This is a genomic window from Bacillus sp. ABR (assembly GCF_056172715.1).
The window spans coordinates 322,732-347,357 of sequence record NZ_JAOYSL010000002.1 but is presented as its reverse complement, the minus strand read 5'-3'; the positions used below and the strand labels follow the sequence as shown (position 1 = coordinate 347,357).

The following is a 24,626-nucleotide window of genomic DNA, read 5'->3' as shown; positions in this document are numbered from 1 at the left end:
AGGAATTTACCGGATTTATAAGTTAGATCACTTGATGAGCAGAATCTGACGCTTGTTTTAGAGATGCTTCCTCTAAACGAAGAAGTTCATTAAAACTTGCAATGGCTACCTCGACTTGATCGTCAGAAGGTTCTTTTGTTGTAAGCAATTGCAGCCAAAGGCCAGGATAGCCAAGCACTTTAAGTACAGGCACTTCTCGGAGTTTGTTCGTGAGCTGAAGCACTTCAAATGAAATGCCCAGAACAACCGGAATGAGCACCAAGCGGTTCAGAACTCTCACCCATAAAGGATCTGTCGGTACGAGTAAATAGACGAACATTCCAACAATGACAGTGAATAAAATAAAGCTGCTGCCGCATCGATAATGCAGACGGGATTGCTTTTGGACATTTTCCACTGTGATGTCAAGGTTCTGTTCATAGCAGTTTATGACTTTATGTTCTGCCCCATGATATTGAAATACTCTTTTAATTAAAGGGGTCATGGAAATAAAGTAAATATAGCCTAATAAAAGGACCAATTTAAAGAATGTTTCCACTGCGATTTGTGCGAAATTCCCTGAAAAGATGGGACGCACAAGCTCTGCTAAAAAGACAGGTACCAGGGTAAAGACAAATTTACTAAAGAGAAGAGAGAGAACTCCGATCACAGCAATGCCGAAAATCATGGATAATTTTGAGCCTTTTTGTTCTTTTTCAAGAGTATGATCTTCAGAAGGATCTAAGTCATATCGCTCACTGGAGAAGTTTAAGTGCTTACTGCCGTTTGCGCTTGCTTCAACAAGTGCAGCAACACCCCTGACAAAGGGGATTTTCTTGAGAAAGGCGGTTCGTTTATTGGAGGTCCGGGGAAGCTTCAAAAACTCAATGGACTGGTCCTTTCGCCGAATCGCTGTCACATAGTTCTTCTTACCTCCGAACATGACACCTTCGACAACTGCCTGCCCTCCATAAGCTGGAGGTTTTGTTTGATTGGACATATTTCATCAACCTGCCTGTTTCCTGTAATTTACATGCATTTCCTTATACCTTTATTGTACAGGATTTGAGGGGAAATCACTAGCGCACAGGTCGATTATCTACTAGAATTCTATCTACCTCTTTTTAGCCAGTATACCCTGTTTTAAAAATTTTACACTCACGCATGGAAATCCTTTTTTTTCATGACATTTTGGACATACTACTTGCTGGAGGTGTTCACAAATGAAACGTGATGAAAAGAAAAACCAAGAAGAAAAAAATCAGTCCGTGCAAACGACATCACTTGTGGCAAGAGCAGCTGCTACAGGCTTTGTAGGCGGTGTTTTTTGGGGCTTTATCGGGTTTCTGACCTATGTGTTCCATTTTTCAGAGGTGAGTCCTAACATGCTGCTTCAGCCATTTGTGCTTGGAGAGTGGAAAAAGGGAGGACTTGGTACTTTTATAAGTATTATGCTGTTAGGAATTTTATCGATTGGAGCCGCCTTTATTTATTATGGGCTTTTAAAAAGGATCAAAGGCTTTTGGATGGGTCTGGTTTATGGCGGGCTTTTATGGCTGCTCGTTTTTTACGTATTTAATCCCATTTTCCCAGATGTAAAGCAAGTACAAGACTTGCAGCAAAGCACCATTGTTACGACATTTTGCCTATATATTTTATATGGCATGTTTGTTGGGTACAGCATTTCTTTTGAATATAATGAATTGACGAGTCAAAAGCTTGCGAGGGCACTCGGGAAAAAGACAGAATAAAGTGTAAATCACCTATTCATATGATAAAATATTTTTGGAAACGAAAGGTTTCTAAGGAAAAAGAAACAGATCTCAATATAGATTGAATTAGGGTGAAGGAGTGGTCATATGCCTCATTTTCTTGTACTGAATGGACCCAATTTAAATAGGCTTGGCAAAAGAGAGCCTGCTGTTTATGGAAGTAAGACGCTGACAGATTTAGAGACAGATTTGTTCCAGTTTGCAGAACGAGCAAACATTCAATTAACGTTCTTTCAATCGAATCACGAAGGAGATTTGATTGATGCGCTCCACGAAGCAGAAGATCAGTACGATGGAGTCGTGTTTAACCCGGGTGCATTTACCCACTACAGCTATGCGCTGAGAGATGCCATTGCAAGTATTTCTTTATCTGTCATTGAAGTACATATCTCAAATGTTCATAAGAGAGAGGAATTCCGCCATCATTCTGTACTTGCTCCAGTATGCCAAGGGCAAATCGTTGGACTTGGCTTAGAAGGGTACAAATTGGCGATTCGTTATTTAGTCAGTGAAGGGGGAGCAGTATCATGAAACTTGAAAAACTAAGAACACTTTTAAGTGAATTAGAGATCGATGGCCTTGTCATTACGAGCAGCTTTAATTTACAGTACATGACCAGCTTTACCGGATCTGCCGGCCTTGCAGTTGTTTCAAAGGACCGGGCAGCTTTTATCACGGACTTCCGCTATACAGAGCAAGCGAAGGACCAAGTCAAAGGTTATGACATCATTGAACACAAAGGAAACATTGTGGAAACGGCTGCCCAAACGGCGAAGGAATTTGGAGTAAAACGCCTTGGGTTTGAACAAAACCATATGACATTTGCCACGTATCAGCAGTACGCAGCCAAAGCAGGTGAGATAGAGCTTGTTCCAGTCTCTGAATCAGTTGAAAAGTTGCGCTTGATTAAGTCTAGTGAAGAGATTAAGATATTAGAGGAAGCTGCGAAGATTGCAGATCACGCCTTTGATCATATTCTCACTTACATCAAGCCGGGCCTGACGGAAATTGCTGTCATGAACGAGCTTGAATTTTTCATGAGAAAAGAAGGTGCTGAAGGATCTTCATTCGATATGATTGTTGCTTCTGGTGTTCGTTCAAGCCTGCCGCACGGAAGAGCGAGTGAAAAGGTAATTGAATCTGGTGATTTAGTGACACTCGATTTCGGTGCTTACTATAAAGGCTATTGTTCTGATATGACAAGAACGATTGCTGTCGGAACACCAAGCGACAAGCTAAAGGAAATTTATCATATCGTATTAGAAGCAGAAAACGCTGGTGTGGATAGAATCAAGCCAGGCTTAACAGGAAAAGAAGCTGATCGCATCACACGAGACATCATTGAAAAGTACGGCTATGGTCAATACTTCGGGCATTCAACCGGGCACGGCCTAGGTATGGAAGTACATGAAGCGCCAGGCCTTTCCTCACGATCAGAGGTCGTTTTAGAAGAGGGAATGGTCGTCACAGTTGAGCCGGGGATTTACTTGCCAGATGTCGGCGGCGTGAGAATTGAGGATGATATTGTCCTGACAGCTGACGGCAATAAACGATTGACCCACTCACCGAAAGAACTTATCATATTATGATGGTGAAATGTAGGAGGATGACAAAATGATTTCAGTAAACGATTTTCGTACTGGCCTGACAATTGAAGTGGACGGCGGTATTTGGCGAGTAGTGGATTTCCAGCACGTAAAACCAGGGAAAGGCGCAGCGTTTGTTCGTTCGAAACTGCGTAACCTGCGTACTGGTGCCATTCAAGAAAAAACATTCCGTGCAGGCGAAAAAGTAGCGAAAGCACAAATCGAAACAAAAACAATGCAATACTTGTATGCTAATGGCGATCAGCATGTCTTCATGGATACAAGTTCTTATGAGCAGCTTGAACTAAGTGAAGCACAAATTAAAGATGAGCTGAAATATTTGCTTGAAAATATGTCTGTTCAAATCGTGATGTACGGTGCTGAAACACTTGGAGTAGAACTTCCAAACACAGTAGAACTAGAAGTAGTAGAAACAGAGCCTGGTATTAAAGGTGACACAACATCAGGCGGATCAAAACCGGCAAAAACTGAAACTGGTTTAATCGTCAACGTTCCTTTCTTTGTGAACCAAGGAGATAAACTAGTGATTAATACATCAGATGGCTCATACGTTTCAAGAGCGTAATGAACCAAAAAAGGCTGTAAACCTCGTGTTTACAGCCTTTGTCTTCTTTTCAGTGTGATAGAAAACCTTTGCAGTCTAGGAAGGGTGAGCACTGGCGCGGAGCGAATTTGTTATTCGTGAGCACCAGCGCGCAGACCTGACACCGAATGCGAGGGTTTGTCTACACGCTGAGACTGTAAACCTCGTGTTTACAGTCTTTTTTTATTGAAAAATGACTCCTCAAGACTGGCCCTCTCTCAATTCTCTCATTCATCTCTCTTCCTTCCTGAAAAACAAGACTACTTCCAAATGGTCAAGCATATAGTGTAAAAAAAGCTGGAGGTTCTATATGAAACAATTTCTCCCAGGCATACACCCGTCGGTCGCTGCAATGGCAGGCATGAGGTTCTTATCCGCCGCCATTGAACTGACGGCAGCCATCCTCATTTTAATCACAAATGATGTACGGAAAGCGGTGGTCATCAATAGTATATTGGCGATCATCGGGCCACTCATTTTTATTATCACGATGACGATTGGAATCTATCAAATTGCAGGGCAGCTATCCTATGCAAAGCTCGTGTTCATTTTCATTGGTGTCGTGTTTATTCTTGTTGGGATCTATAAGTGAAACGGCTTGGCATAATTAACGGCTCACATCATACATTTTAGAGAAGAAAAAAAGGAGGGGAATTCGTTGCGGAGTTTGTTGGATATTCTCCCGCACTCGATTGGACAAGAACTCAGACTGCTGAAAGAGGCAGAATGGGCGCAAATAGAAGAAATCCGCATTCGCACGGATCGTCCTATTGAACTGATGCAAGGAGGAAAACCACGTTTCCTTTCTTATCACACCACCTGGGAAGATGCGTCTCAGCTATTAGGCAGGCTGAGCAATTACAGCATGTATACACTTGAGGAAGAGCTAAAACAGGGCTATATCACCATATCTGGCGGACACCGGGTAGGACTTGCAGGAAAGGTGATCGTTGAAAACGGATTTGTCAAAGGGCTAAGAGATATCTCTTCATTTAATATCCGCATTGCAAAAGAAAAAATCGGGATTGCGCTTCCCTTTCTTCCTTATTTATATGAAGAACACTGGCACAATACACTCATCATCGGTCCCCCGCAAACGGGGAAAACCACATTGCTCCGGGATATAGCACGTCTTGCTAGTACAGGCACAAAGACAATTCCTCCTAGAAAAACAGGCATTATTGATGAGCGTTCTGAAATTGCCGGTTGTATAAGAGGGGTGCCGCAGCACCATTTTGGCCACCGGGTTGATGTACTCGATGCGTGTCCAAAGGCTGAAGGATTGATGATGATGATTCGGTCAATGAGCCCAGAGGTCATGATTGTCGATGAAATCGGAAAAAGCGAGGATGTCGAGGCACTTTTAGAAGCGATTCATGCCGGAGTCAACATCATCGTCTCAGCTCATGGCTATTCACTTGAAGATGTATATAAACGTCCTTCATTTAAGCCGTTATGGGAGCTTCGTGTGTTTGAACGATATGTTGAATTAAATCGAAACAATGGACCAGGTACGATCGGGCGGATGTACGGCGGGGACGGCCAAGAGATGAAATGGAGGCGGGGAGTGGACGTATGTTAAAGCTCATTGGCGCTATTTTCATTGTCGCGGCCACGACTTGGGGAGGATTCGAGTTTGCCAAACGATACAGCGACAGACCTAAACAAATTCGGCAGCTGCGCTTTGCTCTCCAGTCTCTTGAAGCTGAAATTATGTATGGCCAAACCCCTTTAGCGCGGGCTGCAGAGCAAATTGCAGCGCAGGTAGGTCCTCCTGTGAATCAGCTGTTTGAACAATTTTCAGAGAAGCTGAAAGTGGGGACTTTTTCTGCACGTCATGCATGGAACGAAAGTCTTGAAGATGTTTGGAAAAAGACTGTATTGAAAAAAGGCGAATATGAGGCGCTGAAGCACTTTGGGGAAACTCTTGGCCAGCATGATGTCACTTCTCAGCAAAAGTACATCAAGCTTGCTTTAGGCCATTTGGAATCAGAGGAGAAAGAAGCAGAAATCGCCCAAGCGAAAAATGAAAAAATGGTCAGAAGCCTTGGATTTTTAAGCGGATTGTTACTGATTCTTTTATTGATGTGAGAGGAAGGGAGTCGAGAGCATGGGCGTTGATGTAAACGTCATTTTTCAAATTGCCGGAGTAGGCATCGTCGTGGCCTTTCTCCATACGATTTTAGACCAAATGGGGAAGAAAGAGTACGCTCAGTGGGTGACGCTGCTTGGGTTTATCTACATTTTGTTTATGGTGGCAACCATTGTAGACGATTTGTTTAAAAAGATTAAAGCCGTATTTCTATTTCAAGGATAGGGGAGGGCTTACAAATCGAAATCATACAAATTGTTGGACTTGGTTTAATCGCTACTTTTTTAGCATTAATCGTCAAAGAACAGAAGCCAACCTTCGCCTTTATGCTTGTCGTTTTTACTGGATGTGTGATTTTCCTTTATTTAATTGATCAAATCTATGCCATTATCTCAATGATTGAAAAAATTGCAGCAAGTGCCGGCGTCAATATGAAGTATGTTGAAACCATATTGAAGATCATCGGCATTGCCTATATTGCGGAATTTGGCGCTCAGCTGACGAAAGATGCTGGGCAAGGCGCCATTGCATCAAAAATAGAGCTAGGCGGTAAGATTCTCATCTTGGTCATGGCAGTACCGATTTTAACAGTTATCATTGAGACGATCTTAGGGATGATCCCGTCCATGACGTAAATGAAAAGAGGTGATGATAATGAAACGGGTGACCGCTGTAATGGGATTAATGCTTTTCTTTTGGCTGATTGCTCCGCATGCAGGTGCAGAAGAAAAAGAACCTTTATCTAATGAACAGCCAGCAGCAGAGGAAGTGGCGAATGGACAGGCTGATGCAATTGAGCTTCATTCCATCAGTGACTTTTGGGAAACCATTTTGGACGAGTATGGCGGCTTTTTGCCAGAAAGCCAAAAGGGCACAGTGAAGGAAATGATTGACGGTGATAAAGAGCTGTCTCCCCAAACATGGCTGAAAGCCTTTGTGCATTATCTATTTCACGAGGTCATTGCAAACGGAAAGCTCCTAGGTACTCTCATTTTACTCACCATCTTTTGTTCGCTTTTGCAACTTTTGCAAAATGCCTTTGAACAAAGCACCGTCAGCAAAGTCGCATATGCTCTTGTTTATATGGTGCTGATTATTATTGCACTCAACAGCTTTCATGTGGCGATTTCTTATGCCACAGAAGCCATTCAAACGATGACCAGTTTTATTCTTGCTCTTATTCCTCTTTTACTAGCGCTTATTGCTTCATCAGGCGGACTTGTCTCAGCTGGATTCTTTCATCCCGTTATTTTATTTTTAATGAACACGAGCGGTGTTTTCATTCAGTATGTTGTTCTCCCGCTCATCTTTTTATCAGCAATATTAAGTATTATCAGTACGCTGACCGAACAATACAAGGTCACCCAGCTTGCGCAGCTGTTAAGAAATGTGGCAATTGGCGGGCTTGCCGTTTTTTTAACTGTTTTTCTCGGCGTCATTTCCGTTCAGGGTGCATCTGCAGCGGTTACTGATGGAATCGCTCTTCGTACAGCCAAATTCATTACCGGTAACTTCATCCCTGTTCTAGGCAGAATGTTCACAGATGCGACGGATACCGTGATCAGCGCCTCTGTTTTACTTAAAAATACAGTTGGACTAGTTGGGGTCGCCATTTTGATTTCAATTGCCGCCTTCCCGGCGATTAAAGTACTTTCGTTAGCCCTTATATATAAGCTTGCTGCCGCGATCCTTCAGCCGTTAGGGGGCGGACCCATCATCAGCTGTCTTGATGTCATTTCAAAAAGTGTGCTGTATATATTTGCCGCACTTGCTGTTGTGTCGCTCATGTTCTTTTTAAGCATTACCGTCATCATTACTGCGGGTAACCTGACCATGATGATGAAGTAAGGAGGGGAAACCTGTTGAGCTTTCTCACGGAATGGATCACAAGTATTATTCTCTTTATCTTATTTGCGATTGTCATTGATCTTCTGCTTCCCAATTCGAGCATGCAAAAGTATGCAAAAATGGTCGTCAGTCTGCTGCTCATCGTCGTAATGCTCAATCCGATTTTTGCTTTATTTCGAGCAGATCCTGACCAAATTTTTTCAGAATTGATGAAAGGGAAGGAAGAAGCGCAGTCAGAAGAAATAAAAAATCAGATGAATTTAGAAAAAAAAGAAATACAAGCCTCTCAGCGTGCATATATTTTAAAGCAAATGGCTGTCCAACTAGAAAAAAGCGCAAAGGAGCCACTGGAGAAGGAGAGCTATGAAATGAAACACGTAGAAGTGCTGGCTGATGAGGAGCATCTGGATCAGAATATGGAGGCGGATCAATTTCGCATCAAAGCAGTTCTTTCCCCGCTCACAGGTGATGCTGTAGAAACGGTGGCAAAGGTGGACATTGATCTCTCCAGGCAAAAGGAGGAAAGCGCTGAATCTTCTAGCAAAGAGATCACGAGGGTGAAAGAGACGCTGGCTGATGTTTGGAATACGAGTCCTGAGCACATCGCGCTGAACATTGAGGGAGGTGACGCAGCAGATCATGAATAACAAGGACTGGAAACAAAAGCTGAAATCATTCTTCCAGCCGCCTGAAAAAGGTGAAGGGAAACCCAAATTAACGAAGCACCATTACTTGCTGCTTGTATTCATTATCGGCGTATCTTTCATGTTAGTCAGTCAGATCTTGTCACCGCCATCAAGCAAACAACAAGCTGCGGTTCCTGCTGCTAAAAAAACATCCTCAGAAGAGCAGGAAGTATTCAAACCGGCATCCTCAGGTAAACCAAAGAATTCAATTGAGGACGTGGAGCAAGAATACGAAAACCAGCTGAAAGAAATTTTAGAGACCATCATCGGCGTTGAGGATGTATCCATTGTGGTCAATGTAGATGCAACGTCTTTAAAAGTGTTTGAAAAAAACAAATCTAATAAAAGTACAACGACCGAGGAAACAGATAAAGAAGGCGGTGTACGAAGTGTCACCGATCAAACAAAAGAAGAAGAAGTCGTCATCATCAAAAATGGGAATGAAGAAACACCAGTCGTTGTGCAAACGAAAAAGCCAGAAATTCGAGGTGTCCTCGTTGTTGCTCAAGGAGTAGACAACGTTCAAATAAAGAAAACCATCATTGAAGCGGTTACACGAGTGCTTGATGTACCGAGCCATAGAGTGGCTGTTGCCCCTAAAAAAATCAAGGAGGATTCGGAATGATGTTAAAAAAACAAACGGTTTGGCTATTAACGATGCTAAGTTTAGTTGTCGTATTAAGTGTGTACTATATCATGTCTCCACAGGGTGAAAATGCAGTGACAGTAGAAGATACGAAATCAAAAGGGACTGAAGAGAAAAAGGTTGAAACAGAAAAAGGAACGGACAAAGGAATGGAAAAAGGCGCTGATAAGAAATCCACTGACAAAGAAACAAACGGCAAACAAGAGGGTATCGAAACAAGCGGTGAAGAAGGAAAGGCTGTGTCAGAGCAGACAGACGATGAGCTTTTTACAACATACAGACTAGAGCTTGAAGATAAACGAAGCAAGCAGCGCGAAGAATACAACGAAATCGTCTCCAGTGACGATGCAACGGCACAAGAAAAAAGTGAAGCATACGATCAAATGACAGCGCTTAGTGAAGCAGAAGGAACTGAGCGTCAGCTCGAGACCTTGATCAAAACAAAAGGCTATAAAGATGCGCTCGTAAGTGCTGAAGGAGATAAAGTGAGCATCACGGTTCGTTCTGATAAAAAATCAAAGTCTCAAGCGGCCGATATTATTGATATGGTCACAAAAGAAATGAGAGGTCTTGATAACGTAGCTGTCACTTTTGAGCCCACTAATCAATAAAAAATGAACTGGCGCCCTTTGCCGAAAAGGGCGTTTTTTGATGCGGCTTGACGCCCCTTCCAAGGTGCTTTCGCGAGACGCTTCGCCACAATAGTAGTTGAATTCATTGAAATCCTCCTGTAAGATGTGTATAGTACGTACTTTTAGTACTAGCCTATAATTAAAAGATAAATCCATACATAGGGGTGCAAATCCATGTTAAAAATTGAAGAAATTCATGAACTGATTAAATTAATTGACGACTCTACAATCGACGAATTTACGTACGAAAACGAAGGTGCGAAAATCAAACTGAAGAAAAATAAAGAAGTCGTTCAGCAAGTTGCGGCACAAGCACCAGTGGCTCCTGTCCAAGCAGCTCCGGCTCAACAAGCTCCTACAGCACAAGCTCCAGCTCAGACTGAAGCCCCTGCACAAGAGGCAACTGCGTCTGAAAATCTGCATAAAATCACATCCCCAATGGTTGGCACATTTTATGCTTCCTCTTCACCAGAAGCAGATCCATACGTGACAACAGGTTCTAAGGTGAAGGAAAATTCAGTTGTATGTATCGTTGAAGCGATGAAACTGTTTAATGAAATCGAAGCAGAAGTAAAAGGTGAAATCGTCGAAGTATTAGCTGAAAACGGTCAGCTTGTAGAATTCGGACAACCCCTCTTTCTAGTGAAAGCAGAGTAAGGAGTACGATCATGATTAAAAAGCTATTAATTGCAAACAGAGGAGAAATCGCAGTTAGAATTATCCGCGCTTGTAAAGAGCTTGGAATTGAAACTGTTGCGGTATTTTCTGAAGCGGATCGCGATGCGCTTCATGTACAAATGGCTGATGAAGCATATTGCATCGGACCAACTGCTTCTAAAGATAGTTATTTAAATGTCACGAATATCGTCAGCGTAGCAAAATTAACAGGAACAGATGCGATCCATCCAGGATACGGCTTTTTAGCAGAAAATGCAGACTTTGCAGAGCTTTGCGAGGAATGTAATGTAATCTTTGTTGGACCAACCGCGTCAGCGATTTCCAAAATGGGAACGAAAGATGTCGCGCGAGAAACAATGAAGAGTGCAGGCGTCCCGATCGTTCCTGGTTCTCAAGGAATTGTAAAAGATCTTGATGATGCTGTTTCAACAGCAGCTAGTATTGGGTATCCTGTCATTATTAAAGCAACTGCAGGCGGAGGCGGTAAAGGAATCCGTGTGGCTCGTACAGAAGAAGAGCTTATTAACGGAGTCACCATCACGCAGCAGGAAGCGGCGCAAAACTTTGGGAACCCCGGTGTCTATTTAGAAAAGTTCATTGAAGACTTTAGACATGTGGAAATCCAAGTGCTTGCAGATCAGCATGGCAATACGATTCATTTAGGAGAGCGTGACTGCTCGATCCAAAGAAGAATGCAAAAGCTTCTTGAAGAAACGCCATCACCAGCACTGAATGCAGACATCCGTGAGCAAATGGGTGAAGCAGCCGTAAAAGCAGCAGAAGCTGTTGAATACACAGGTGCTGGAACAGTCGAATTCATTTATGATTATAATGAAGAGAAGTTCTACTTCATGGAAATGAATACTCGTATTCAAGTAGAGCATCCTGTGACAGAAATGGTCACAGGTGTAGACTTGATCAAAGAACAGATCAAGGTTGCATCAGGTGAGAAGCTTTCTCTTACACAAGAGGATGTCGTATATGAAGGCTGGGCAATCGAATGCCGTATCAATGCAGAGAACCCAGAGAAAAACTTCATGCCTTCAGCTGGTGAAATTAAAATGTATCTTCCGCCAGGCGGTTTAGGAGTACGTGTTGATTCTGCCGCTTATCCGGGCTATGTGATTCCGCCATATTATGACAGCATGATTGCAAAAGTGATCACATATGGTAAGACGAGAGAAGAAGCGATTGCGAAAATGAAACGTGCGCTTCAAGAATTCGTCATTGAAGGAGTCTACACAACGATTCCATTCCACCTTAGATTGCTCGAGCATGAAACATTTGTGAGTGGTAATTTTAATACGAAGTTTTTAGAAACATACCAAATCATGAAATAATCACAGCTTTCGGAGGTGAATGATCGTGTCAGAAAACAATTTGCTTGAAATGAACCTTGATGAAGATCAATTGGGAAAAGTGCAAATTGCACCAGAAGTGATTGAAGTCATTGCTGGGATCGCCGCTTCAGAAGTCGAAGGCATTGCCGAAATGCGCGGCAATTTCGCTGCTGATGTAGCAGAACGCTTTGGTAAAAAAAATCACCGTAAAGGTGTAAAAGTAGATGTCTCTGATGAAGGCATCACAATCGATGTGTATTGTGTGGTTGAATTTGGCCTATCCATTCCAAAGGTATCCACTGCTGTACAAGAAAATATCCGTCAAACCCTTTTAAACATGACTGCCTTAACGATTAATGAAATTAACATTCATGTCGTTGGCATTCAATTTGATACAAAAGCACCTGAGGCTGAAGTAGATCAAGAAATGTAAAGAAGGGTTCAAGTGAAACCAAGGAGGCATTGCCTCTTTGGTTTTTTAAAGCCCATTTTTGGGTGATTTCCGAATATTGATAACGTCACGTGTTGATTGATTCGTTTTTCGTCAAAGCTCGCATGGATCTTGGTGCGACCACGGTCAAAATATGTTATGATCTCTGTATGGCTTAACGACAAGCGGATAAAGTGGTTAAAGGAGTAAATAATGAAAAGAAGAACTGCAAGAGAAAAGGCGTTACAAACATTATTTCAAATTGATGTGAGCAATATTGATCCGAAAGAGGCCATTACACATGCGCTGGATGAACAAGAATCAGATCCTTTTTTCGAGGAACTGGTTTTCGGTGTGCTTGAACAAAAGGACAAGCTTGATGACATGATCTCACAGCATCTAGTGAATTGGAAACTCGATCGTATTGCAAACGTAGACAGAGCCATTTTAAGGCTGTCTGTGTACGAGATGGTGTATCAAGAAGACATCCCAGTTAGTGTCTCAATGAATGAAGCGATTGAACTTGCCAAATTATTCGGCGATGATAAAGCACCGAAATTTGTAAATGGTGTACTTTCGAACATTAAAAACGACCTAAAGCAGCAATAGGAGGATTCGACATGACAGCAACAATCATCGATGGGAAAGAAACAGCAAAAGAAAAACGTGAACAATTAGCAAAAGAAGTAGAAGAGCTAAAACAAAAAGGAGTCACACCTGGTCTTGCCGTTATTCTAATCGGTGATGATCCGGCTTCACTTTCTTACGTACGCGGGAAGAAAAAAGCAGCAGAAGCAATGGGCATGCATTTCCAGCTTGATCATTTAGATGCTTCTTTAACAGAAGAAGAATTGCTTCAGCTGATTGATCAGTACAATGCGAACGATCAATTCCACGGGATTCTTGTTCAACTTCCACTGCCTAAACACATTTCTGAAAAAGCCGTTATTGAACGTATTTCACCTGAGAAAGATGTAGATGGTTTCCATCCATTAAATATCGGGAAAATGCTGCTTGGGGAAGATACATTCCTTCCTTGTACACCAGCAGGTATTGTTGAATTATTGAACAAAACGGGTGTCGATCTTTCTGGAAAAGAAGTGGTTGTTGTGGGGCGCAGCAATATTGTCGGCAAACCAGTTGGACAATTGCTGTTAAATGAAAACGCAACGGTTACTTACTGCCATTCAAGAACGGCAAATATTTCAGAACACACGTTAAAAGCGGACATTTTAGTTGTTGCCGTCGGTCGAGCAAACTTTATTAAAGCTGACCAAATCAAAGAAGGCGCAATTGTCATCGATGTAGGAGTCAATCGTTTGGATACTGGGAAGCTTGTCGGGGATGTTGATTTTGAAGGAGCAAAAGAAAAAGCTTCTTACATCACACCAGTCCCTGGCGGAGTCGGTCCAATGACGATTACGATGCTTGCACACAATACGGTTAAATCAGCAAAACGTACATTAGCATAAGCTTTATCCATTCATCCACCTGCATGATGCCGGTGGATGAATGTGCGTTTTTGAAGAGGAGGAATACGTCATGAGTGAAAAAGCCTTTGTGACGGTCACAGCCCTTACAAAATACATAAAAAGAAAATTTGATGTTGATCCGCATTTAGAAGATATTTGGATCAAAGGTGAGTTATCCAATGTGAAGATTCATTCAAGAGGTCATGTGTACTTCACCTTAAAAGACGAAAACGCACGCATGCAAGCTGTCATGTTCCAGCGTTCCGCAGCAAAGCTGCCTTTTTCACCAAAAAGCGGAATGAAAGTGTTTGTACGCGGCGGGATTCAAGTATATGAACCAAGCGGCAACTATCAATTATATGCAAAAGAAATGCAGCCTGATGGTGTTGGTGCTCTTCATCTCGCTTATGAAGAGCTGAAGAAAAAGCTGGCAAGTGAAGGCTTATTTGATGCGCGCTATAAAAAACCAATTCCTGAATATCCAGAGGTTGTTGGTGTCATTACATCCCCAACAGGAGCGGCTGTCCGGGATGTCATTACAACGATTAACCGGCGCTATCAGCAGGCGAAAATCATTGTGCTTCCGGCGCTTGTCCAAGGTGAAAATGCCACTCGTTCAATCGTAGAGAGGATCAAGGAAGCAAATGAAAAACAGCTCTGTGATGTCTTGATTGTCGGAAGAGGAGGCGGTTCGATCGAAGAACTTTGGGCCTTTAATGAAGAAGCTGTCGCAAGAGCAATCTTCGCATCAGACATTCCAATCATTTCTGCAGTAGGGCACGAAACCGATTTTACAATCAGTGATTTTACTGCAGACATGAGAGCACCCACACCAACAGGAGCAGCCGAGCTCGCTGTTCCAAGCACAGCCGATTTAATAGAACGAATCAAATCCATCGACATTCGGCTGACAAGGGCCGTGAAGAATCGAACATCACAAGCGAAAGACCGTCTTGTGGCGCTGCAATCCTCTTATGCTTTCCGTTTTCCAAAACGATTGCAGGAGCAAAAAGAGCAGCAATTCGATTTGGTATTTGACCGTTTTCAAAAACAGCTGACGAGACAAATTGAACAAAAACGCAGTCAACTAGACCGCCAGACATACAGGTTGAAGCCGCTTCATCCAAAAGAACAGCTGCTTCAGGCGAAAAAACGCCATGCCAATGAAACAGAACAGCTCATCCGAAGCATGAATGTGCAAATGAAAACAATTCATTCGCAGTTCCAATCTGTTCTTGGTAAACTAAATGCATTAAATCCACTTCAAGTGATGGAAAGAGGCTACAGTTTAGCCTATAAAGACGATGAACTGATTAAAAGTGTGAACCAAGTCGATACGAAGGATCAGCTGGCTATCACCATGAAGGATGGACGTCTGATTTGTGAGGTTATTGAGAAGGAGGGGCAATCATCATGACAGAATCAAATAAACAAAAAGAAGAACAAATGACATTTGAAGAAGCGATGAAAGGTCTTGAGGAGATCGTTGGGAAGCTCGAAGAAGGAGATGTACCACTTGAGCAAGCCATTCATTATTTCCAAGAAGGCATGACACTTTCAAAGCTTTGTCATGAAAAATTACAGCACGTTGAAAAGCAGATGGATTTCATTTTAAAAGAGGACGGTGAGCTGGCTCCTTTCTCAGTGAAGGAGGCGGATGCTGGTGACAAGTAATTTGCAGGATTTTTTAACAACACGAAAACAGGCCATTGAAGATTATTTATTTACATATGTTCAGGAATTGAAGATTCCAGAAGACCTCAAATCTTCGATGCTTTACTCTCTTAAAGCTGGAGGGAAAAGACTTCGTCCTGTTCTCGTTCTTGCTTTATTACATGCCTACGGCAAAAAAGAAGAAGATGGCATACCGGTTGGCTGTGCTGTAGAGATGATTCATACGTATTCATTGATACACGACGACCTTCCTTGCATGGACGATGATGACCTTCGCAGAGGAAAGCCGACCAACCATAAAGTATACGGGGAAGCAACAGCGGTTCTCGCTGGCGATGCTCTTTTAACAGAAAGCTTCCGTCTGATTACATCTCAGCTATCTAGCAGTGTCTCTCCTGACAAAAAACTCAAAATCGTAGATGAACTTGTGAAGTCAGCAGGTGCGCTAGGAATGGTTGGCGGTCAATTTGATGACATGGAAGCAGAGCAAAAACAAGTCCCGCTTGCAGAACTAGAATCCATTCACGCCCGGAAAACAGGAAAGCTTCTCACATTCAGCGTCACAGCAGGTGCCATGCTGGCAGGTGCATCAGATGACGATATCGAAAAACTAAGAGAATTCAGCTATCATATCGGTATTGCTTTTCAAATCCGTGATGACATTTTAGATCTCGAAGGAAGCGAAGAAAAAATAGGAAAACGGGTCGGCTCTGATACAGCGAATGAAAAGTCGACATATCCTTCTTTATTAACGCTTTCAGGAGCAAAAGAAAAACTGCACGAGCACATCACACGTGCAAAAGAAATTGTCTCAAATCTTGAAATAGAGCAGCAATTGCTGCATGAGTTATGTGATCTGATCGCCTCAAGAGATCATTAAAAACAGCCTAGATTTGAGGGTCTTCGAGCAATTGTGGTAAACTGTAAACAGTTTATCATGATGAGACAACTCTTATTCCCGCTTGGTTTTCATAGGAATAAGGCATTATATATGTAGATAGAAATTTTGTTGAAAGCGAGTTGATCCTGATTGGATCTTTTATCAATAAAAAATCCAACGTTTCTAAAAGGAATGTCAATAGCAGAATTAGAGGAGCTTAGTGCTGACATTCGCATGTTTTTAATTGAGTCCTTGGCTAACTCTGGCGGGCATATCGGTCCGAATCTGGGTGTCGTTGAACTTACGGTTGCCCTTCATAAAGTATTTGACAGCCCGAAAGACAAATTCCTTTGGGATGTTGGACATCAGTCTTATGTTCACAAGCTGTTAACTGGGAGAGGGGCGGAGTTTGATACACTTCGTCAATATAAAGGACTTTGCGGATTTCCTAAACGAAACGAAAGCGAGCATGATGTATGGGAAACAGGTCACAGCTCAACGTCATTATCTGGCGCGATGGGTATGGCGGCGGCGCGTGATATTAAAGGAACAGATGAATATATCCTGCCAATTATCGGAGATGGTGCATTAACCGGAGGTATGGCGCTGGAAGCTCTGAATCATATCGGTGATGAAAAGAAAGATATGATCGTCATCTTAAACGATAATGAAATGAGTATTGCACCAAACGTCGGTGCGATTCACACAATGCTTGGCAGACTGCGCACAGCAGGCAAATACCAATGGGTAAAGGACGAGCTCGAATATTTATTCAAGCGGATCCCAGCTGTAGGCGGAAAGCTTGCTGCCACAGCAGAGCGTATTAAAGACAGTCTCAAGTATTTACTTGTGTCTGGCATGTTCTTTGAGGAAATGGGATTCACTTACTTAGGTCCTGTCGATGGACATTCTTATGAAGATCTTTTTGAAAACCTTGAATATGCAAAGAAAACAAAAGGCCCTGTCCTGCTGCATGTCATCACGAAAAAAGGAAAAGGCTATCAGCCGGCAGAATCCGATAAAATTGGGACTTGGCACGGCACAGGTCCATACAAAATTGATACAGGTGATTTTGTAAAGCCAGCAGCAGCTGCCCCGTCATGGAGTGGTCTTGTCAGTGAAACAGTCAGAAAGCTTGCGCGGAAAGATGAGCGAATTGTGGCCATCACACCTGCGATGCCTGTTGGCTCAAAACTTGAAGGCTTTGCAAAGGAATTTCCAGAGCGAATGTTTGATGTAGGAATTGCTGAGCAGCATGCAGCTACAATGGCAGCTGGGCTTGCGACGCAGGATATGAAGCCATTTTTAGCGATTTATTCTACGTTCCTGCAAAGAGCCTATGATCAAGTGCTGCATGATATTTGCCGCCAGAACCTCAATGTATTTATCGGGATTGACCGTGCGGGTCTTGTTGGTGCAGATGGAGAAACGCATCAAGGTGTGTTTGATATTGCCTTCATGCGTCATATGCCGAATATGGTGCTCATGATGCCGAAGGATGAAAATGAAGGTCAGCACATGGTCAATACAGCCATTCAGTATGATGACGGTCCTATTGCCATGCGTTTCCCGCGTGGAAATGGGTTGGGCGTGAAAATGGATGAAAAGCTGAAAACCATTCCGATTGGGTCTTGGGAGGTTCTTCGTCCAGGGAAGGATGCCGTCATCTTAACATTCGGAACGACGATTAAAATGGCACTGCAAGCAGCTGAGGAACTTCAAAAAGAAGGAAAATCAATTCGTGTCGTCAACGCTCGGTTTATTAAGCCGCTTGATGAAGCAATGCTAAATGACATTCTTTCTGAAGGGATTCCGATTTTAACGATTGAAGAAGCTGTGCTCCAAGGCGGATTTGGAAGCAGTGTATTAGAATATGTACACGACAAGAAAGCATCACATATCAAAGTAGAACGTATGGGTATCCCAGATCAATTTATTGAGCATGGAAGTGTTGATGCCCTGCTTGAAGAAATTGGTCTGACGAAAGCACAGGCTGCTGAGACTTTACGTGGCCTGCTTCCCGCAGCACCAAGAAAAGGAATTGGATCATGACATCAAAGAAAGAACGACTTGACGTTTTATTAGTCGAACAAGGACTAATGGAAACAAGAGAGAAAGCAAAGCGTGCCATCATGGCAGGAATCGTTTACTCAAATGAAAACCGTTTGGATAAACCAGGAGAGAAAATTGCTCGTGATACTCCGCTCACAGTGAAGGGGAATCCTCTCAAATACGTAAGCCGAGGCGGGTTAAAGCTCGAAAAAGCGCTCAAAGAATTTGACCTGACAGTTGAAGGGAAATTGCTGATTGATATTGGCTCATCAACAGGCGGATTTACGGATTGTGCTCTTCAAAATGGAGCAGTCAAATCATATGCTGTAGACGTTGGCTACAATCAGCTTGCGTGGAAATTAAGGCAGGATGACAGGGTGATCGTCATGGAGCGCACCAATTTCCGCCATTCCGTTCCAGCTGATTTTACTGAAGGATTGCCAGAAGTGGCTTCAATTGATGTATCTTTTATTTCACTTAAACTCATTCTGCCAGCTTTAAAGCATATTCTTGTTCCGGGTGGGGACTGTATTGCACTCGTCAAGCCTCAATTTGAAGCGGGCAGAGAGCTTGTTGGGAAAAAAGGCATCGTGCGCGAGCCGTCTGTCCACCTCGGTGTACTAGAAGAGATGAATCAATTTGCTGCTAAAGAAGGCTATGATATAAAGGATGTTTCATTTTCGCCTATCACTGGTGGAGACGGAAATATTGAATTTCTGCTTCATTTAGTGCTTCATCCTGATCAAGAGGAGAATACGGCGCTTCCGGTTTCAGAACTTGAGAAAGTCGTGAAGGAAGCCCATTCTGTATTGAAAGAAAAGAAAAACAGCCCTGAGCCGGCTGACACATGAGATGATTGATACAAAAGGAATAATAGCTCGCTATTATTCCTTTTCAGATTGTTGACAAAGGGTTAAAATGATCTTTATTTTAGCCCTTTGTCTTCTTTTCAGCGTGATAGAAAACCTTTGAAGTCTAGGAAGTTCGAGCAATGGAGCGGAGCGAATTTGACATTCGTGAGCACCAGCGCGCAGGACTGACACCGAATGCGAGGGTTTGTCTACACGCTGAAAGGAATAATAGCTCGCTATTATTCCTTTTTACATGGTCAAAAGACGAGAATCGGCTGGATCTCACGTAATGCTTGTTTTTTGAAGTGTGCATCATATAACATAGAACGTAAAGACAAACTGAGAATAAAACGCCTAGGGGGGTCAAATATGAATAAAGGTCAAAGGCATATTAAAATTAGAGAAATCATTGCAAGCCAAGAAATTGAAACACAAGATGAATTGGTCGATATTTTGAAAGCCGATGGATATAACATCACACAAGCGACCGTTTCTAGAGATATTAAAGAATTACATTTAGTGAAAGTTCCGACGAACAATGGAACATATAAATACAGTCTTCCTGCGGATCAGCGGTTTAACCCGCTGTCAAAGCTGAAGCGATCCCTAATGGATGCATTTATTAAAATGGATGCTGCCAGTCATTTAATTGTTCTGAAAACAATGCCGGGTAATGCTCAGGCGATTGGTGCTTTAATGGACAATTTAGATTGGGAAGAAATTATGGGAACGATTTGCGGAGATGATACCATTTTAATCATTTGCCGCACTCCAGATGATACAGAGACAGTTTCGAGCAAAATTTTAGAGCTTCTATAAAGAATCAGGTTTACTAAAAGAGGTGTCAAATGAGTGTTAGCAGAACTAACCATTAAAAACTTTGCAATCATTGAAGAGTTAACGGTTTCATTTGAAAAAGGACTCACAGTCCTAACAGGGGAAACAGGTGCCGGAAAATCCATCATGATTGATGCTGTCTCACTTCTCGTGGGAGGAAGAGGGTCCTCTGAATTTGTCCGCTACGGTGAAAAAAAAGCAGAGCTGGAAGGGCTTTTTCTTGTACCAGCCGATCATCCTGTATTTGCTCTATGCGAAGAGCAGGGAATTGACGCATCAGATGAAATGATGATCCTCCGCCGTGATATTAACAACAGCGGGAAAAGCATTTGCCGGATTAATGGAAAGCTTGTCACCATCTCACTTTTACGTGAAGTAGGACGGCTTTTGCTTGATATACATGGTCAGCACGATAACCAGCTGCTTATGGAAGATGAAAATCATCTGCATTTGCTCGATCAATTTGGAGCAGAAGAAATTGCACCGGCTCTCTTGCAGTATCAAGAAGCATATGATCAATATATGAAAACGGCTCAAAAGCTAAGACAGCTGTCCGAGAATGAGCAGGAAATGGTGCACCGCTTAGATTTACTGCAATTTCAGCTAGAGGAGATTGAGGCAGCGCAGTTAGAGCCGGGAGAAGATGAGCGGCTTCAGGAAGAGCGTCATCAAATCAGCAACTACGAAAAAATCTATTCCTCACTTCAAAACGCGTATAACGCCTTGCGTAATGAGCAAGGAGGACTAGATTGGGTTGGCATGTCCTCAAGCGAGCTTGAGCAAGTGTCTGAGATCAATGATGATTTGAAAAAGCTATCTGAACAAGTATCGAATTCCTACTACTTATTAGAGGATTCAACTTTCCAAATGCGAAGCATGCTGGATCAATTAGAATTCGATCCGGCTCGTCTTGATTTTATTGAATCCAGGCTGAATGAAATGAAGCAGTTAAAACGAAAATACGGCACAACCGTTGAGGAAATTTTGGAGTATGCGGCGAAGATTGAAGAAGAAATCGATCAAATTCAAAATCGAGACAGCCATCTGCAGACGCTCAAGAATAAACTGGATGCGATGAGCCGTGATGCCCTGCTGGAAGCACTTAACGTTTCGGAGCTGCGTAAAAAATGGGCCAAAAAGCTAGCGAAGCAAATTCAAACGGAGCTCAAGGATTTGTATATGGAGAAGTCATCATTTGATACAGCTTTTTCTATTCGATATGCGCCTTTTGGAAGCACCGATTGTCCGCTATTAGACGGAAAACCTGTCCAGCTCGGGAAAAATGGAATCGACCAAGCGCAATTTGTCATTTCTACAAATACAGGCGAACCGATGAAATCTTTATCGAAAGTAGCCTCAGGTGGAGAAATTTCACGTGTCATGCTCGCTGTGAAGAGTATTTTCTCAGCCAAACAAGACGTCGCATCCATTATCTTCGATGAAGTTGATACAGGCGTCAGCGGCAGAGTCGCACAAGCCATTGCTGAAAAAATTTACAAAGTAGCATCTGGATCACAAGTGCTCTGCATTACACATCTGCCTCAAGTAGCCGCAATGGCTGACACACATCTCTTCATTTCGAAACGCTCAAAAGCGGGCAGAACACTGACGAGTGTCAAACCATTAAGTCATGAAGAAAAAGTGAGTGAAATTGGCCGGATGATTGCCGGTGTGGAAGTCACAGAGCTGACAAAACAGCACGCAAAAGAACTATTGCACCAAGCAAATGATGTCAAAACAACAGGGTAGCTGAATCATCAGCTGCCTTTTTTTATGTTGTGTAAAAGACGGCGTATATACCCATAAAATCGTCTTTTTCTTTTATCAATTTATCCAATCATTTTCTAAAGCTGCCGGTTATAAATCCTCTCGAAGAAGGCAAAAGTAAAGATGTAGCCAAAACATGAGTGTTCTGGTGTGGGTAAGGAGCGAGGAGAGTGAAAAATGAATGCCCGAAAATTTGAGAAAAGCCATTGGTGTGATTCTCCTTGTTTCTTTAATAAGTACAGGGTTTATGAGCATAGTGAAGGAATACATCAGCATTCCAACAAATGTTGCTGTATTTGAAAAACAGAAGCACTCAATTGACACATCGATTGAAGCGTCAGCCAATGCTTCTTCGCCAGCCTTTAGCCTTTCAGAGAAAGAGAATCAGCTGGATATTACAGGACAAAAGGCGGGAAAAGCCGAAATTGTTTATGATTTTAAAGGATTTCCTATTAAGAAAACAAAAGTTGATGTTCTCCCTGAATTAAAAGTCGTTCCTGGAGGACAATCCATTGGCGTCAAGCTCCACTCTGTAGGAGTTCTCGTTGTAGGTTTTCATCAAATCACAACAGCAGACGGCAAAAAATCACCAGGTGAAGCCGCAGGCATTCAATCAGGGGATATGATCATTGAAATCAATGGTCAAAAAATGGAGAAAATGAATGACCTCACCCCATTTATTCAGAAAGCAGGGAAAACGGGTGAAACGCTTCGTTTGCTCATAAAGAGAGATCATAAAACCTTTCAGACAACATTAACACCCGCAAAAGATGCAAGTGAAGGCATCTATCGAATTGGTCTTTACATTCGTGATTCTGCAGCAGGAATCGGCACGATGACCTTTTTTGAACCTTCATCTAAAAAATATGGTGCCCTTGGGCATGTGATTTCTGACATGGATACAAAAAAACCAATTGTTGTCGATAATGGCGAAATTGTCAGATCAACCGTGACATCGATTGAAAAAGGTACAGGAGGCAATCCTGGAGAAAAATTGGCGAGATTTTCTTCCGAAAGAAAAACAATAGGAGATATCTCCCGCAACAGCCCTTTTGGTATCTTTGGTACGTTAACCGAAAAGCTTGAAAATCATGTAGCAGATAAACCACTTCCAGTCGCTTTATCAAATGAAGTAAAAGAAGGCCCAGCAGAAATTTTAACCGTTGTGGATCATGATAAAGTGGAGAAGTTTGATATTAAAATCGTCAGCACAACACCGCAGAAATTCCCAGCAACTAAAGGAATGGTGTTGAAGGTAACAGATGAGCGGCTCTTAAGCAAAACGGGCGGAATCGTCCAAGGAATGAGCGGAAGCCCCATCATTCAAAATGGCAAAGTCATTGGAGCTGTCACACACGTATTCGTCAATGATCCGACTAGCGGGTACGGCGTACACATTGAATGGATGCTGTCCGAAGCAGGAATCGACCTTTATCAAAAAAACAAAAAAGCAAGCTGATCATTTAACTGCCGCGAATCTTCCGGCAGTTTTTTTCTACCCTTTCTTTCTCTTCCATCATGTTATAAAATAAGGAAAAAGAGATTTTTCGACAAAATGGAAAAAAGCATGTTGTCAAATTGCAATAATCGTCGATTCTTTAAGAAAAACATAGAAAAAGCTAGATAATGCTCTATTATTCGGAAAATTAAAGTTTTTTAAAGGGGATAGCATGGTTTTGTCGAATTGAACACTCAGAAGAGAAATGCAAAAGACTAAAGGAATCGACATTGGGGAGGAAAGAACGTGGAGAAAATTAAAGTGTGTGTAGCTGATGACAATCGAGAGCTTGTTGGCCTTTTGACAGAGTACATTGAGGGACAGGAAGATATGGAAGTACTTGGCGTGGCGTATAATGGTCAGGAATGCCTGACATTATTTAAAGATAAAGAGCCCGACGTTCTCCTCTTAGATATTATTATGCCTCATTTAGACGGTCTTGCTGTACTAGAACGCCTCCGTGAAAACAATGAAATGACAAAACAGCCAAGTGTGATTATGCTAACGGCCTTTGGACAAGAAGATGTCACGAAAAAAGCAGTTGATTTGGGCGCATCTTATTTCATTTTAAAGCCATTTGATATGGAAAACCTAGTAGGTCATATTCGTCAAGTCAGTGGAAACGGCACACAAGTTACCCATCGCTCTTCATCAATCCAAAACAGTGTTCTTCGCAACAAACCTGAACCGAAACGTAAAAACTTAGATGCGAGCATTACGACCATTATTCATGAGATTGGCGTGCCCGCTCATATTAAAGGGTATTTATACTTAAGAGAAGCGATTTCTATGGTGTACAATGACATTGAGCTTCTCGGAAGCATTACTAAAGTGTTGTACCCAGACATTGCAAAGAAATTTAACACGACCGCCAGCAGGGTGGAACGGGCGATTCGTCATGCCATTGAAGTCGCTTGGAGCAGAGGGAACATTGATTCCATTTCCTCACTCTTTGGTTATACTGTCAGCATGTCAAAAGCGAAACCAACCAATTCAGAATTTATTGCCATGGTAGCTGATCGTTTGCGATTAGAGCATAGAGCTAGCTAGTTTATTTTTCATGAAAAAACGTTTCTTCATTGAGACGTTTTTTTATTTTGAAACATGTTGTCAAAAATTGGTTAGGTTGATAAAATCATCTTAATGTTTAAATTGGACAAACGGGCTGCTTTATTTTCAGAATAAAATGAAAAATAAAGCATGAAAAAAATAAAAAAGACATAAAGTAGTGGTAATCAGCTGCGCCAATCGATCATGAAGTCTTCAAAATAGAAGAAGAAAACGCTCATTCGTAAGAAAAAG

Annotated in this window: 29 protein-coding genes; 28 read left to right on the top strand and 1 reads right to left on the bottom strand. The window is 42.3% G+C overall.

All coding sequences use genetic code 11. The annotated features are described in order from the left end of the window. Positions 1-22: 22 nt before the first annotated feature. Positions 23-979, bottom strand: a complete 957-nt coding sequence (locus OIT90_RS07120) for a DUF1385 domain-containing protein (RefSeq protein WP_474892397.1) — start codon at positions 977-979, stop codon at positions 23-25. Positions 980-1,202: 223 nt separating this feature from the next. Here OIT90_RS07120 and OIT90_RS07115 point away from each other — a divergent pair, with 223 nt between their 5' ends. The 28 genes from OIT90_RS07115 (at position 1,203) to spo0A (ending at position 24,374) form a co-directional block, all read left to right on the top strand. Beyond that, positions 1,203-1,730, top strand: a complete 528-nt coding sequence (locus OIT90_RS07115) for a YqhR family membrane protein (protein ID WP_126681603.1) — start codon at positions 1,203-1,205, stop codon at positions 1,728-1,730. A 108-nt stretch (positions 1,731-1,838) separates the two neighbouring features. Beyond that, a complete protein-coding gene (gene aroQ / locus OIT90_RS07110; protein ID WP_034280247.1) occupies positions 1,839-2,282 on the top strand; it encodes a type II 3-dehydroquinate dehydratase in 444 nt (147 codons plus the stop codon). Next, positions 2,279-3,340 carry a M24 family metallopeptidase gene (locus tag OIT90_RS07105; protein ID WP_039179897.1) on the top strand — a complete coding sequence of 354 codons (1,062 nt, stop codon included), beginning with the start codon at positions 2,279-2,281 and terminating at the stop codon, positions 3,338-3,340. Before aroQ ends, OIT90_RS07105 begins: the two co-directional genes overlap by 4 nt. A gap of 25 nt (positions 3,341-3,365) precedes the next feature. Continuing rightward, positions 3,366-3,923 (top strand): elongation factor P, encoded by a 558-nt coding sequence (efp, locus tag OIT90_RS07100; RefSeq protein ID WP_024422954.1) that lies wholly within the window; start codon positions 3,366-3,368, stop codon positions 3,921-3,923. 328 nt (positions 3,924-4,251) lie between these two features. After that, positions 4,252-4,533 (top strand): YqhV family protein, encoded by a 282-nt coding sequence (locus OIT90_RS07095; RefSeq protein ID WP_039179893.1) that lies wholly within the window; start codon positions 4,252-4,254, stop codon positions 4,531-4,533. 66 nt (positions 4,534-4,599) lie between these two features. Then, positions 4,600-5,523, top strand: coding sequence for a stage III sporulation protein AA (gene spoIIIAA / locus OIT90_RS07090; protein WP_126681605.1), 924 nt, complete (start codon positions 4,600-4,602; stop codon positions 5,521-5,523). Continuing rightward, positions 5,517-6,032, top strand: coding sequence for a stage III sporulation protein SpoIIIAB (spoIIIAB, locus tag OIT90_RS07085; protein WP_041086146.1), 516 nt, complete (start codon positions 5,517-5,519; stop codon positions 6,030-6,032). Before spoIIIAA ends, spoIIIAB begins: the two co-directional genes overlap by 7 nt. Before the next feature lie 19 nt (positions 6,033-6,051). Continuing rightward, positions 6,052-6,258, top strand: a complete 207-nt coding sequence (gene spoIIIAC / locus OIT90_RS07080) for a stage III sporulation protein AC (RefSeq protein ID WP_003153142.1) — start codon at positions 6,052-6,054, stop codon at positions 6,256-6,258. Then, the gene (gene spoIIIAD / locus OIT90_RS07075) at positions 6,255-6,668 is read left to right on the top strand and encodes a stage III sporulation protein AD (protein ID WP_087978339.1); all 414 of its coding nucleotides are present in this window, start codon (positions 6,255-6,257) and stop codon (positions 6,666-6,668) included. The genes spoIIIAC and spoIIIAD overlap by 4 nt, the downstream gene beginning before the upstream one ends. 19 nt (positions 6,669-6,687) lie before the next feature. After that, positions 6,688-7,881 carry a stage III sporulation protein AE gene (gene spoIIIAE / locus OIT90_RS07070; protein ID WP_474892396.1) on the top strand — a complete coding sequence of 398 codons (1,194 nt, stop codon included), beginning with the start codon at positions 6,688-6,690 and terminating at the stop codon, positions 7,879-7,881. A gap of 14 nt (positions 7,882-7,895) precedes the next feature. Then, complete coding sequence (gene spoIIIAF / locus OIT90_RS07065; protein WP_041086144.1) at positions 7,896-8,528, top strand: stage III sporulation protein AF; 633 nt, start codon at positions 7,896-7,898, stop codon at positions 8,526-8,528. Continuing rightward, the gene (gene spoIIIAG, locus OIT90_RS07060; RefSeq protein WP_039179881.1) at positions 8,521-9,192 is read left to right on the top strand and encodes a stage III sporulation protein AG; all 672 of its coding nucleotides are present in this window, start codon (positions 8,521-8,523) and stop codon (positions 9,190-9,192) included. The genes spoIIIAF and spoIIIAG overlap by 8 nt, the downstream gene beginning before the upstream one ends. Further along, positions 9,192-9,824, top strand: coding sequence for a SpoIIIAH-like family protein (locus OIT90_RS07055; RefSeq protein WP_185847121.1), 633 nt, complete (start codon positions 9,192-9,194; stop codon positions 9,822-9,824). The genes spoIIIAG and OIT90_RS07055 overlap by 1 nt, the downstream gene beginning before the upstream one ends. Before the next feature lie 195 nt (positions 9,825-10,019). After that, positions 10,020-10,502: an acetyl-CoA carboxylase biotin carboxyl carrier protein gene (gene accB, locus OIT90_RS07050; protein WP_039179875.1), complete on the top strand. Its 483-nt coding sequence runs from the start codon at positions 10,020-10,022 to the stop codon at positions 10,500-10,502. A gap of 11 nt (positions 10,503-10,513) precedes the next feature. Then, complete coding sequence (gene accC / locus OIT90_RS07045; RefSeq protein ID WP_039179872.1) at positions 10,514-11,863, top strand: acetyl-CoA carboxylase biotin carboxylase subunit; 1,350 nt, start codon at positions 10,514-10,516, stop codon at positions 11,861-11,863. Between the two features lie 25 nt (positions 11,864-11,888). Further along, positions 11,889-12,296: an Asp23/Gls24 family envelope stress response protein gene (locus OIT90_RS07040; RefSeq protein WP_034280262.1), complete on the top strand. Its 408-nt coding sequence runs from the start codon at positions 11,889-11,891 to the stop codon at positions 12,294-12,296. 210 nt (positions 12,297-12,506) lie between these two features. Further along, positions 12,507-12,902, top strand: coding sequence for a transcription antitermination factor NusB (gene nusB / locus OIT90_RS07035; RefSeq protein ID WP_012010530.1), 396 nt, complete (start codon positions 12,507-12,509; stop codon positions 12,900-12,902). An 11-nt stretch (positions 12,903-12,913) separates the two neighbouring features. Further along, a complete protein-coding gene (gene folD, locus OIT90_RS07030; RefSeq protein ID WP_039179869.1) occupies positions 12,914-13,765 on the top strand; it encodes a bifunctional methylenetetrahydrofolate dehydrogenase/methenyltetrahydrofolate cyclohydrolase FolD in 852 nt (283 codons plus the stop codon). A gap of 70 nt (positions 13,766-13,835) precedes the next feature. Further along, positions 13,836-15,182, top strand: coding sequence for an exodeoxyribonuclease VII large subunit (xseA, locus tag OIT90_RS07025; protein WP_041086139.1), 1,347 nt, complete (start codon positions 13,836-13,838; stop codon positions 15,180-15,182). Then, positions 15,179-15,439, top strand: a complete 261-nt coding sequence (locus OIT90_RS07020; protein WP_003215880.1) for an exodeoxyribonuclease VII small subunit — start codon at positions 15,179-15,181, stop codon at positions 15,437-15,439. Before xseA ends, OIT90_RS07020 begins: the two co-directional genes overlap by 4 nt. Continuing rightward, entirely contained in the window at positions 15,423-16,319 is an 897-nt protein-coding gene (locus OIT90_RS07015) for a polyprenyl synthetase family protein (protein ID WP_474892395.1), read from the top strand. The genes OIT90_RS07020 and OIT90_RS07015 overlap by 17 nt, the downstream gene beginning before the upstream one ends. A 150-nt stretch (positions 16,320-16,469) precedes the next feature. Beyond that, positions 16,470-18,371: a 1-deoxy-D-xylulose-5-phosphate synthase gene (gene dxs / locus OIT90_RS07010; RefSeq protein ID WP_474892394.1), complete on the top strand. Its 1,902-nt coding sequence runs from the start codon at positions 16,470-16,472 to the stop codon at positions 18,369-18,371. Further along, positions 18,368-19,222: a TlyA family RNA methyltransferase gene (locus OIT90_RS07005; RefSeq protein WP_474892393.1), complete on the top strand. Its 855-nt coding sequence runs from the start codon at positions 18,368-18,370 to the stop codon at positions 19,220-19,222. Before dxs ends, OIT90_RS07005 begins: the two co-directional genes overlap by 4 nt. A 140-nt stretch (positions 19,223-19,362) precedes the next feature. Continuing rightward, the gene (locus OIT90_RS07000; RefSeq protein ID WP_189292447.1) at positions 19,363-19,512 is read left to right on the top strand and encodes a hypothetical protein; all 150 of its coding nucleotides are present in this window, start codon (positions 19,363-19,365) and stop codon (positions 19,510-19,512) included. A 79-nt stretch (positions 19,513-19,591) separates the two neighbouring features. Next, positions 19,592-20,041, top strand: coding sequence for a transcriptional regulator AhrC/ArgR (gene ahrC / locus OIT90_RS06995; RefSeq protein WP_024422938.1), 450 nt, complete (start codon positions 19,592-19,594; stop codon positions 20,039-20,041). 33 nt (positions 20,042-20,074) lie between these two features. Then, complete coding sequence (gene recN / locus OIT90_RS06990) at positions 20,075-21,808, top strand: DNA repair protein RecN (RefSeq protein WP_126681610.1); 1,734 nt, start codon at positions 20,075-20,077, stop codon at positions 21,806-21,808. A 199-nt stretch (positions 21,809-22,007) separates the two neighbouring features. Further along, positions 22,008-23,285 (top strand): SpoIVB peptidase, encoded by a 1,278-nt coding sequence (gene spoIVB / locus OIT90_RS06985; protein ID WP_330545291.1) that lies wholly within the window; start codon positions 22,008-22,010, stop codon positions 23,283-23,285. Positions 23,286-23,570: 285 nt separating this feature from the next. Beyond that, complete coding sequence (spo0A, locus tag OIT90_RS06980; protein ID WP_024422935.1) at positions 23,571-24,374, top strand: sporulation transcription factor Spo0A; 804 nt, start codon at positions 23,571-23,573, stop codon at positions 24,372-24,374. Positions 24,375-24,626 lie beyond the last annotated feature (252 nt).

Excerpts from the sequence above, each read along its gene's own strand:
- OIT90_RS07120 (WP_474892397.1), bottom strand. The coding sequence starts at position 979 with ATGTCCAATCAAACAAAACCTCCAGCTTATGGAGGGCAGGCAGTTGTC.
- OIT90_RS07115 (WP_126681603.1), top strand. The coding sequence starts at position 1,203 with ATGAAACGTGATGAAAAGAAAAACCAAGAAGAAAAAAATCAGTCCGTG.
- aroQ (WP_034280247.1), top strand. The coding sequence starts at position 1,839 with ATGCCTCATTTTCTTGTACTGAATGGACCCAATTTAAATAGGCTTGGC.
- OIT90_RS07105 (WP_039179897.1), top strand. The coding sequence starts at position 2,279 with ATGAAACTTGAAAAACTAAGAACACTTTTAAGTGAATTAGAGATCGAT.
- efp (WP_024422954.1), top strand. The coding sequence starts at position 3,366 with ATGATTTCAGTAAACGATTTTCGTACTGGCCTGACAATTGAAGTGGAC.
- OIT90_RS07095 (WP_039179893.1), top strand. The coding sequence starts at position 4,252 with ATGAAACAATTTCTCCCAGGCATACACCCGTCGGTCGCTGCAATGGCA.
- spoIIIAB (WP_041086146.1), top strand. The coding sequence starts at position 5,517 with ATGTTAAAGCTCATTGGCGCTATTTTCATTGTCGCGGCCACGACTTGG.
- spoIIIAC (WP_003153142.1), top strand. The coding sequence starts at position 6,052 with ATGGGCGTTGATGTAAACGTCATTTTTCAAATTGCCGGAGTAGGCATC.
- spoIIIAE (WP_474892396.1), top strand. The coding sequence starts at position 6,688 with ATGAAACGGGTGACCGCTGTAATGGGATTAATGCTTTTCTTTTGGCTG.
- spoIIIAG (WP_039179881.1), top strand. The coding sequence starts at position 8,521 with ATGAATAACAAGGACTGGAAACAAAAGCTGAAATCATTCTTCCAGCCG.
- OIT90_RS07055 (WP_185847121.1), top strand. The coding sequence starts at position 9,192 with ATGTTAAAAAAACAAACGGTTTGGCTATTAACGATGCTAAGTTTAGTT.
- accB (WP_039179875.1), top strand. The coding sequence starts at position 10,020 with ATGTTAAAAATTGAAGAAATTCATGAACTGATTAAATTAATTGACGAC.
- accC (WP_039179872.1), top strand. The coding sequence starts at position 10,514 with ATGATTAAAAAGCTATTAATTGCAAACAGAGGAGAAATCGCAGTTAGA.
- nusB (WP_012010530.1), top strand. The coding sequence starts at position 12,507 with ATGAAAAGAAGAACTGCAAGAGAAAAGGCGTTACAAACATTATTTCAA.
- folD (WP_039179869.1), top strand. The coding sequence starts at position 12,914 with ATGACAGCAACAATCATCGATGGGAAAGAAACAGCAAAAGAAAAACGT.
- xseA (WP_041086139.1), top strand. The coding sequence starts at position 13,836 with ATGAGTGAAAAAGCCTTTGTGACGGTCACAGCCCTTACAAAATACATA.
- OIT90_RS07020 (WP_003215880.1), top strand. The coding sequence starts at position 15,179 with ATGACAGAATCAAATAAACAAAAAGAAGAACAAATGACATTTGAAGAA.
- OIT90_RS07015 (WP_474892395.1), top strand. The coding sequence starts at position 15,423 with ATGCTGGTGACAAGTAATTTGCAGGATTTTTTAACAACACGAAAACAG.
- OIT90_RS07005 (WP_474892393.1), top strand. The coding sequence starts at position 18,368 with ATGACATCAAAGAAAGAACGACTTGACGTTTTATTAGTCGAACAAGGA.
- OIT90_RS07000 (WP_189292447.1), top strand. The coding sequence starts at position 19,363 with ATGGAGCGGAGCGAATTTGACATTCGTGAGCACCAGCGCGCAGGACTG.
- ahrC (WP_024422938.1), top strand. The coding sequence starts at position 19,592 with ATGAATAAAGGTCAAAGGCATATTAAAATTAGAGAAATCATTGCAAGC.
- spoIVB (WP_330545291.1), top strand. The coding sequence starts at position 22,008 with ATGCCCGAAAATTTGAGAAAAGCCATTGGTGTGATTCTCCTTGTTTCT.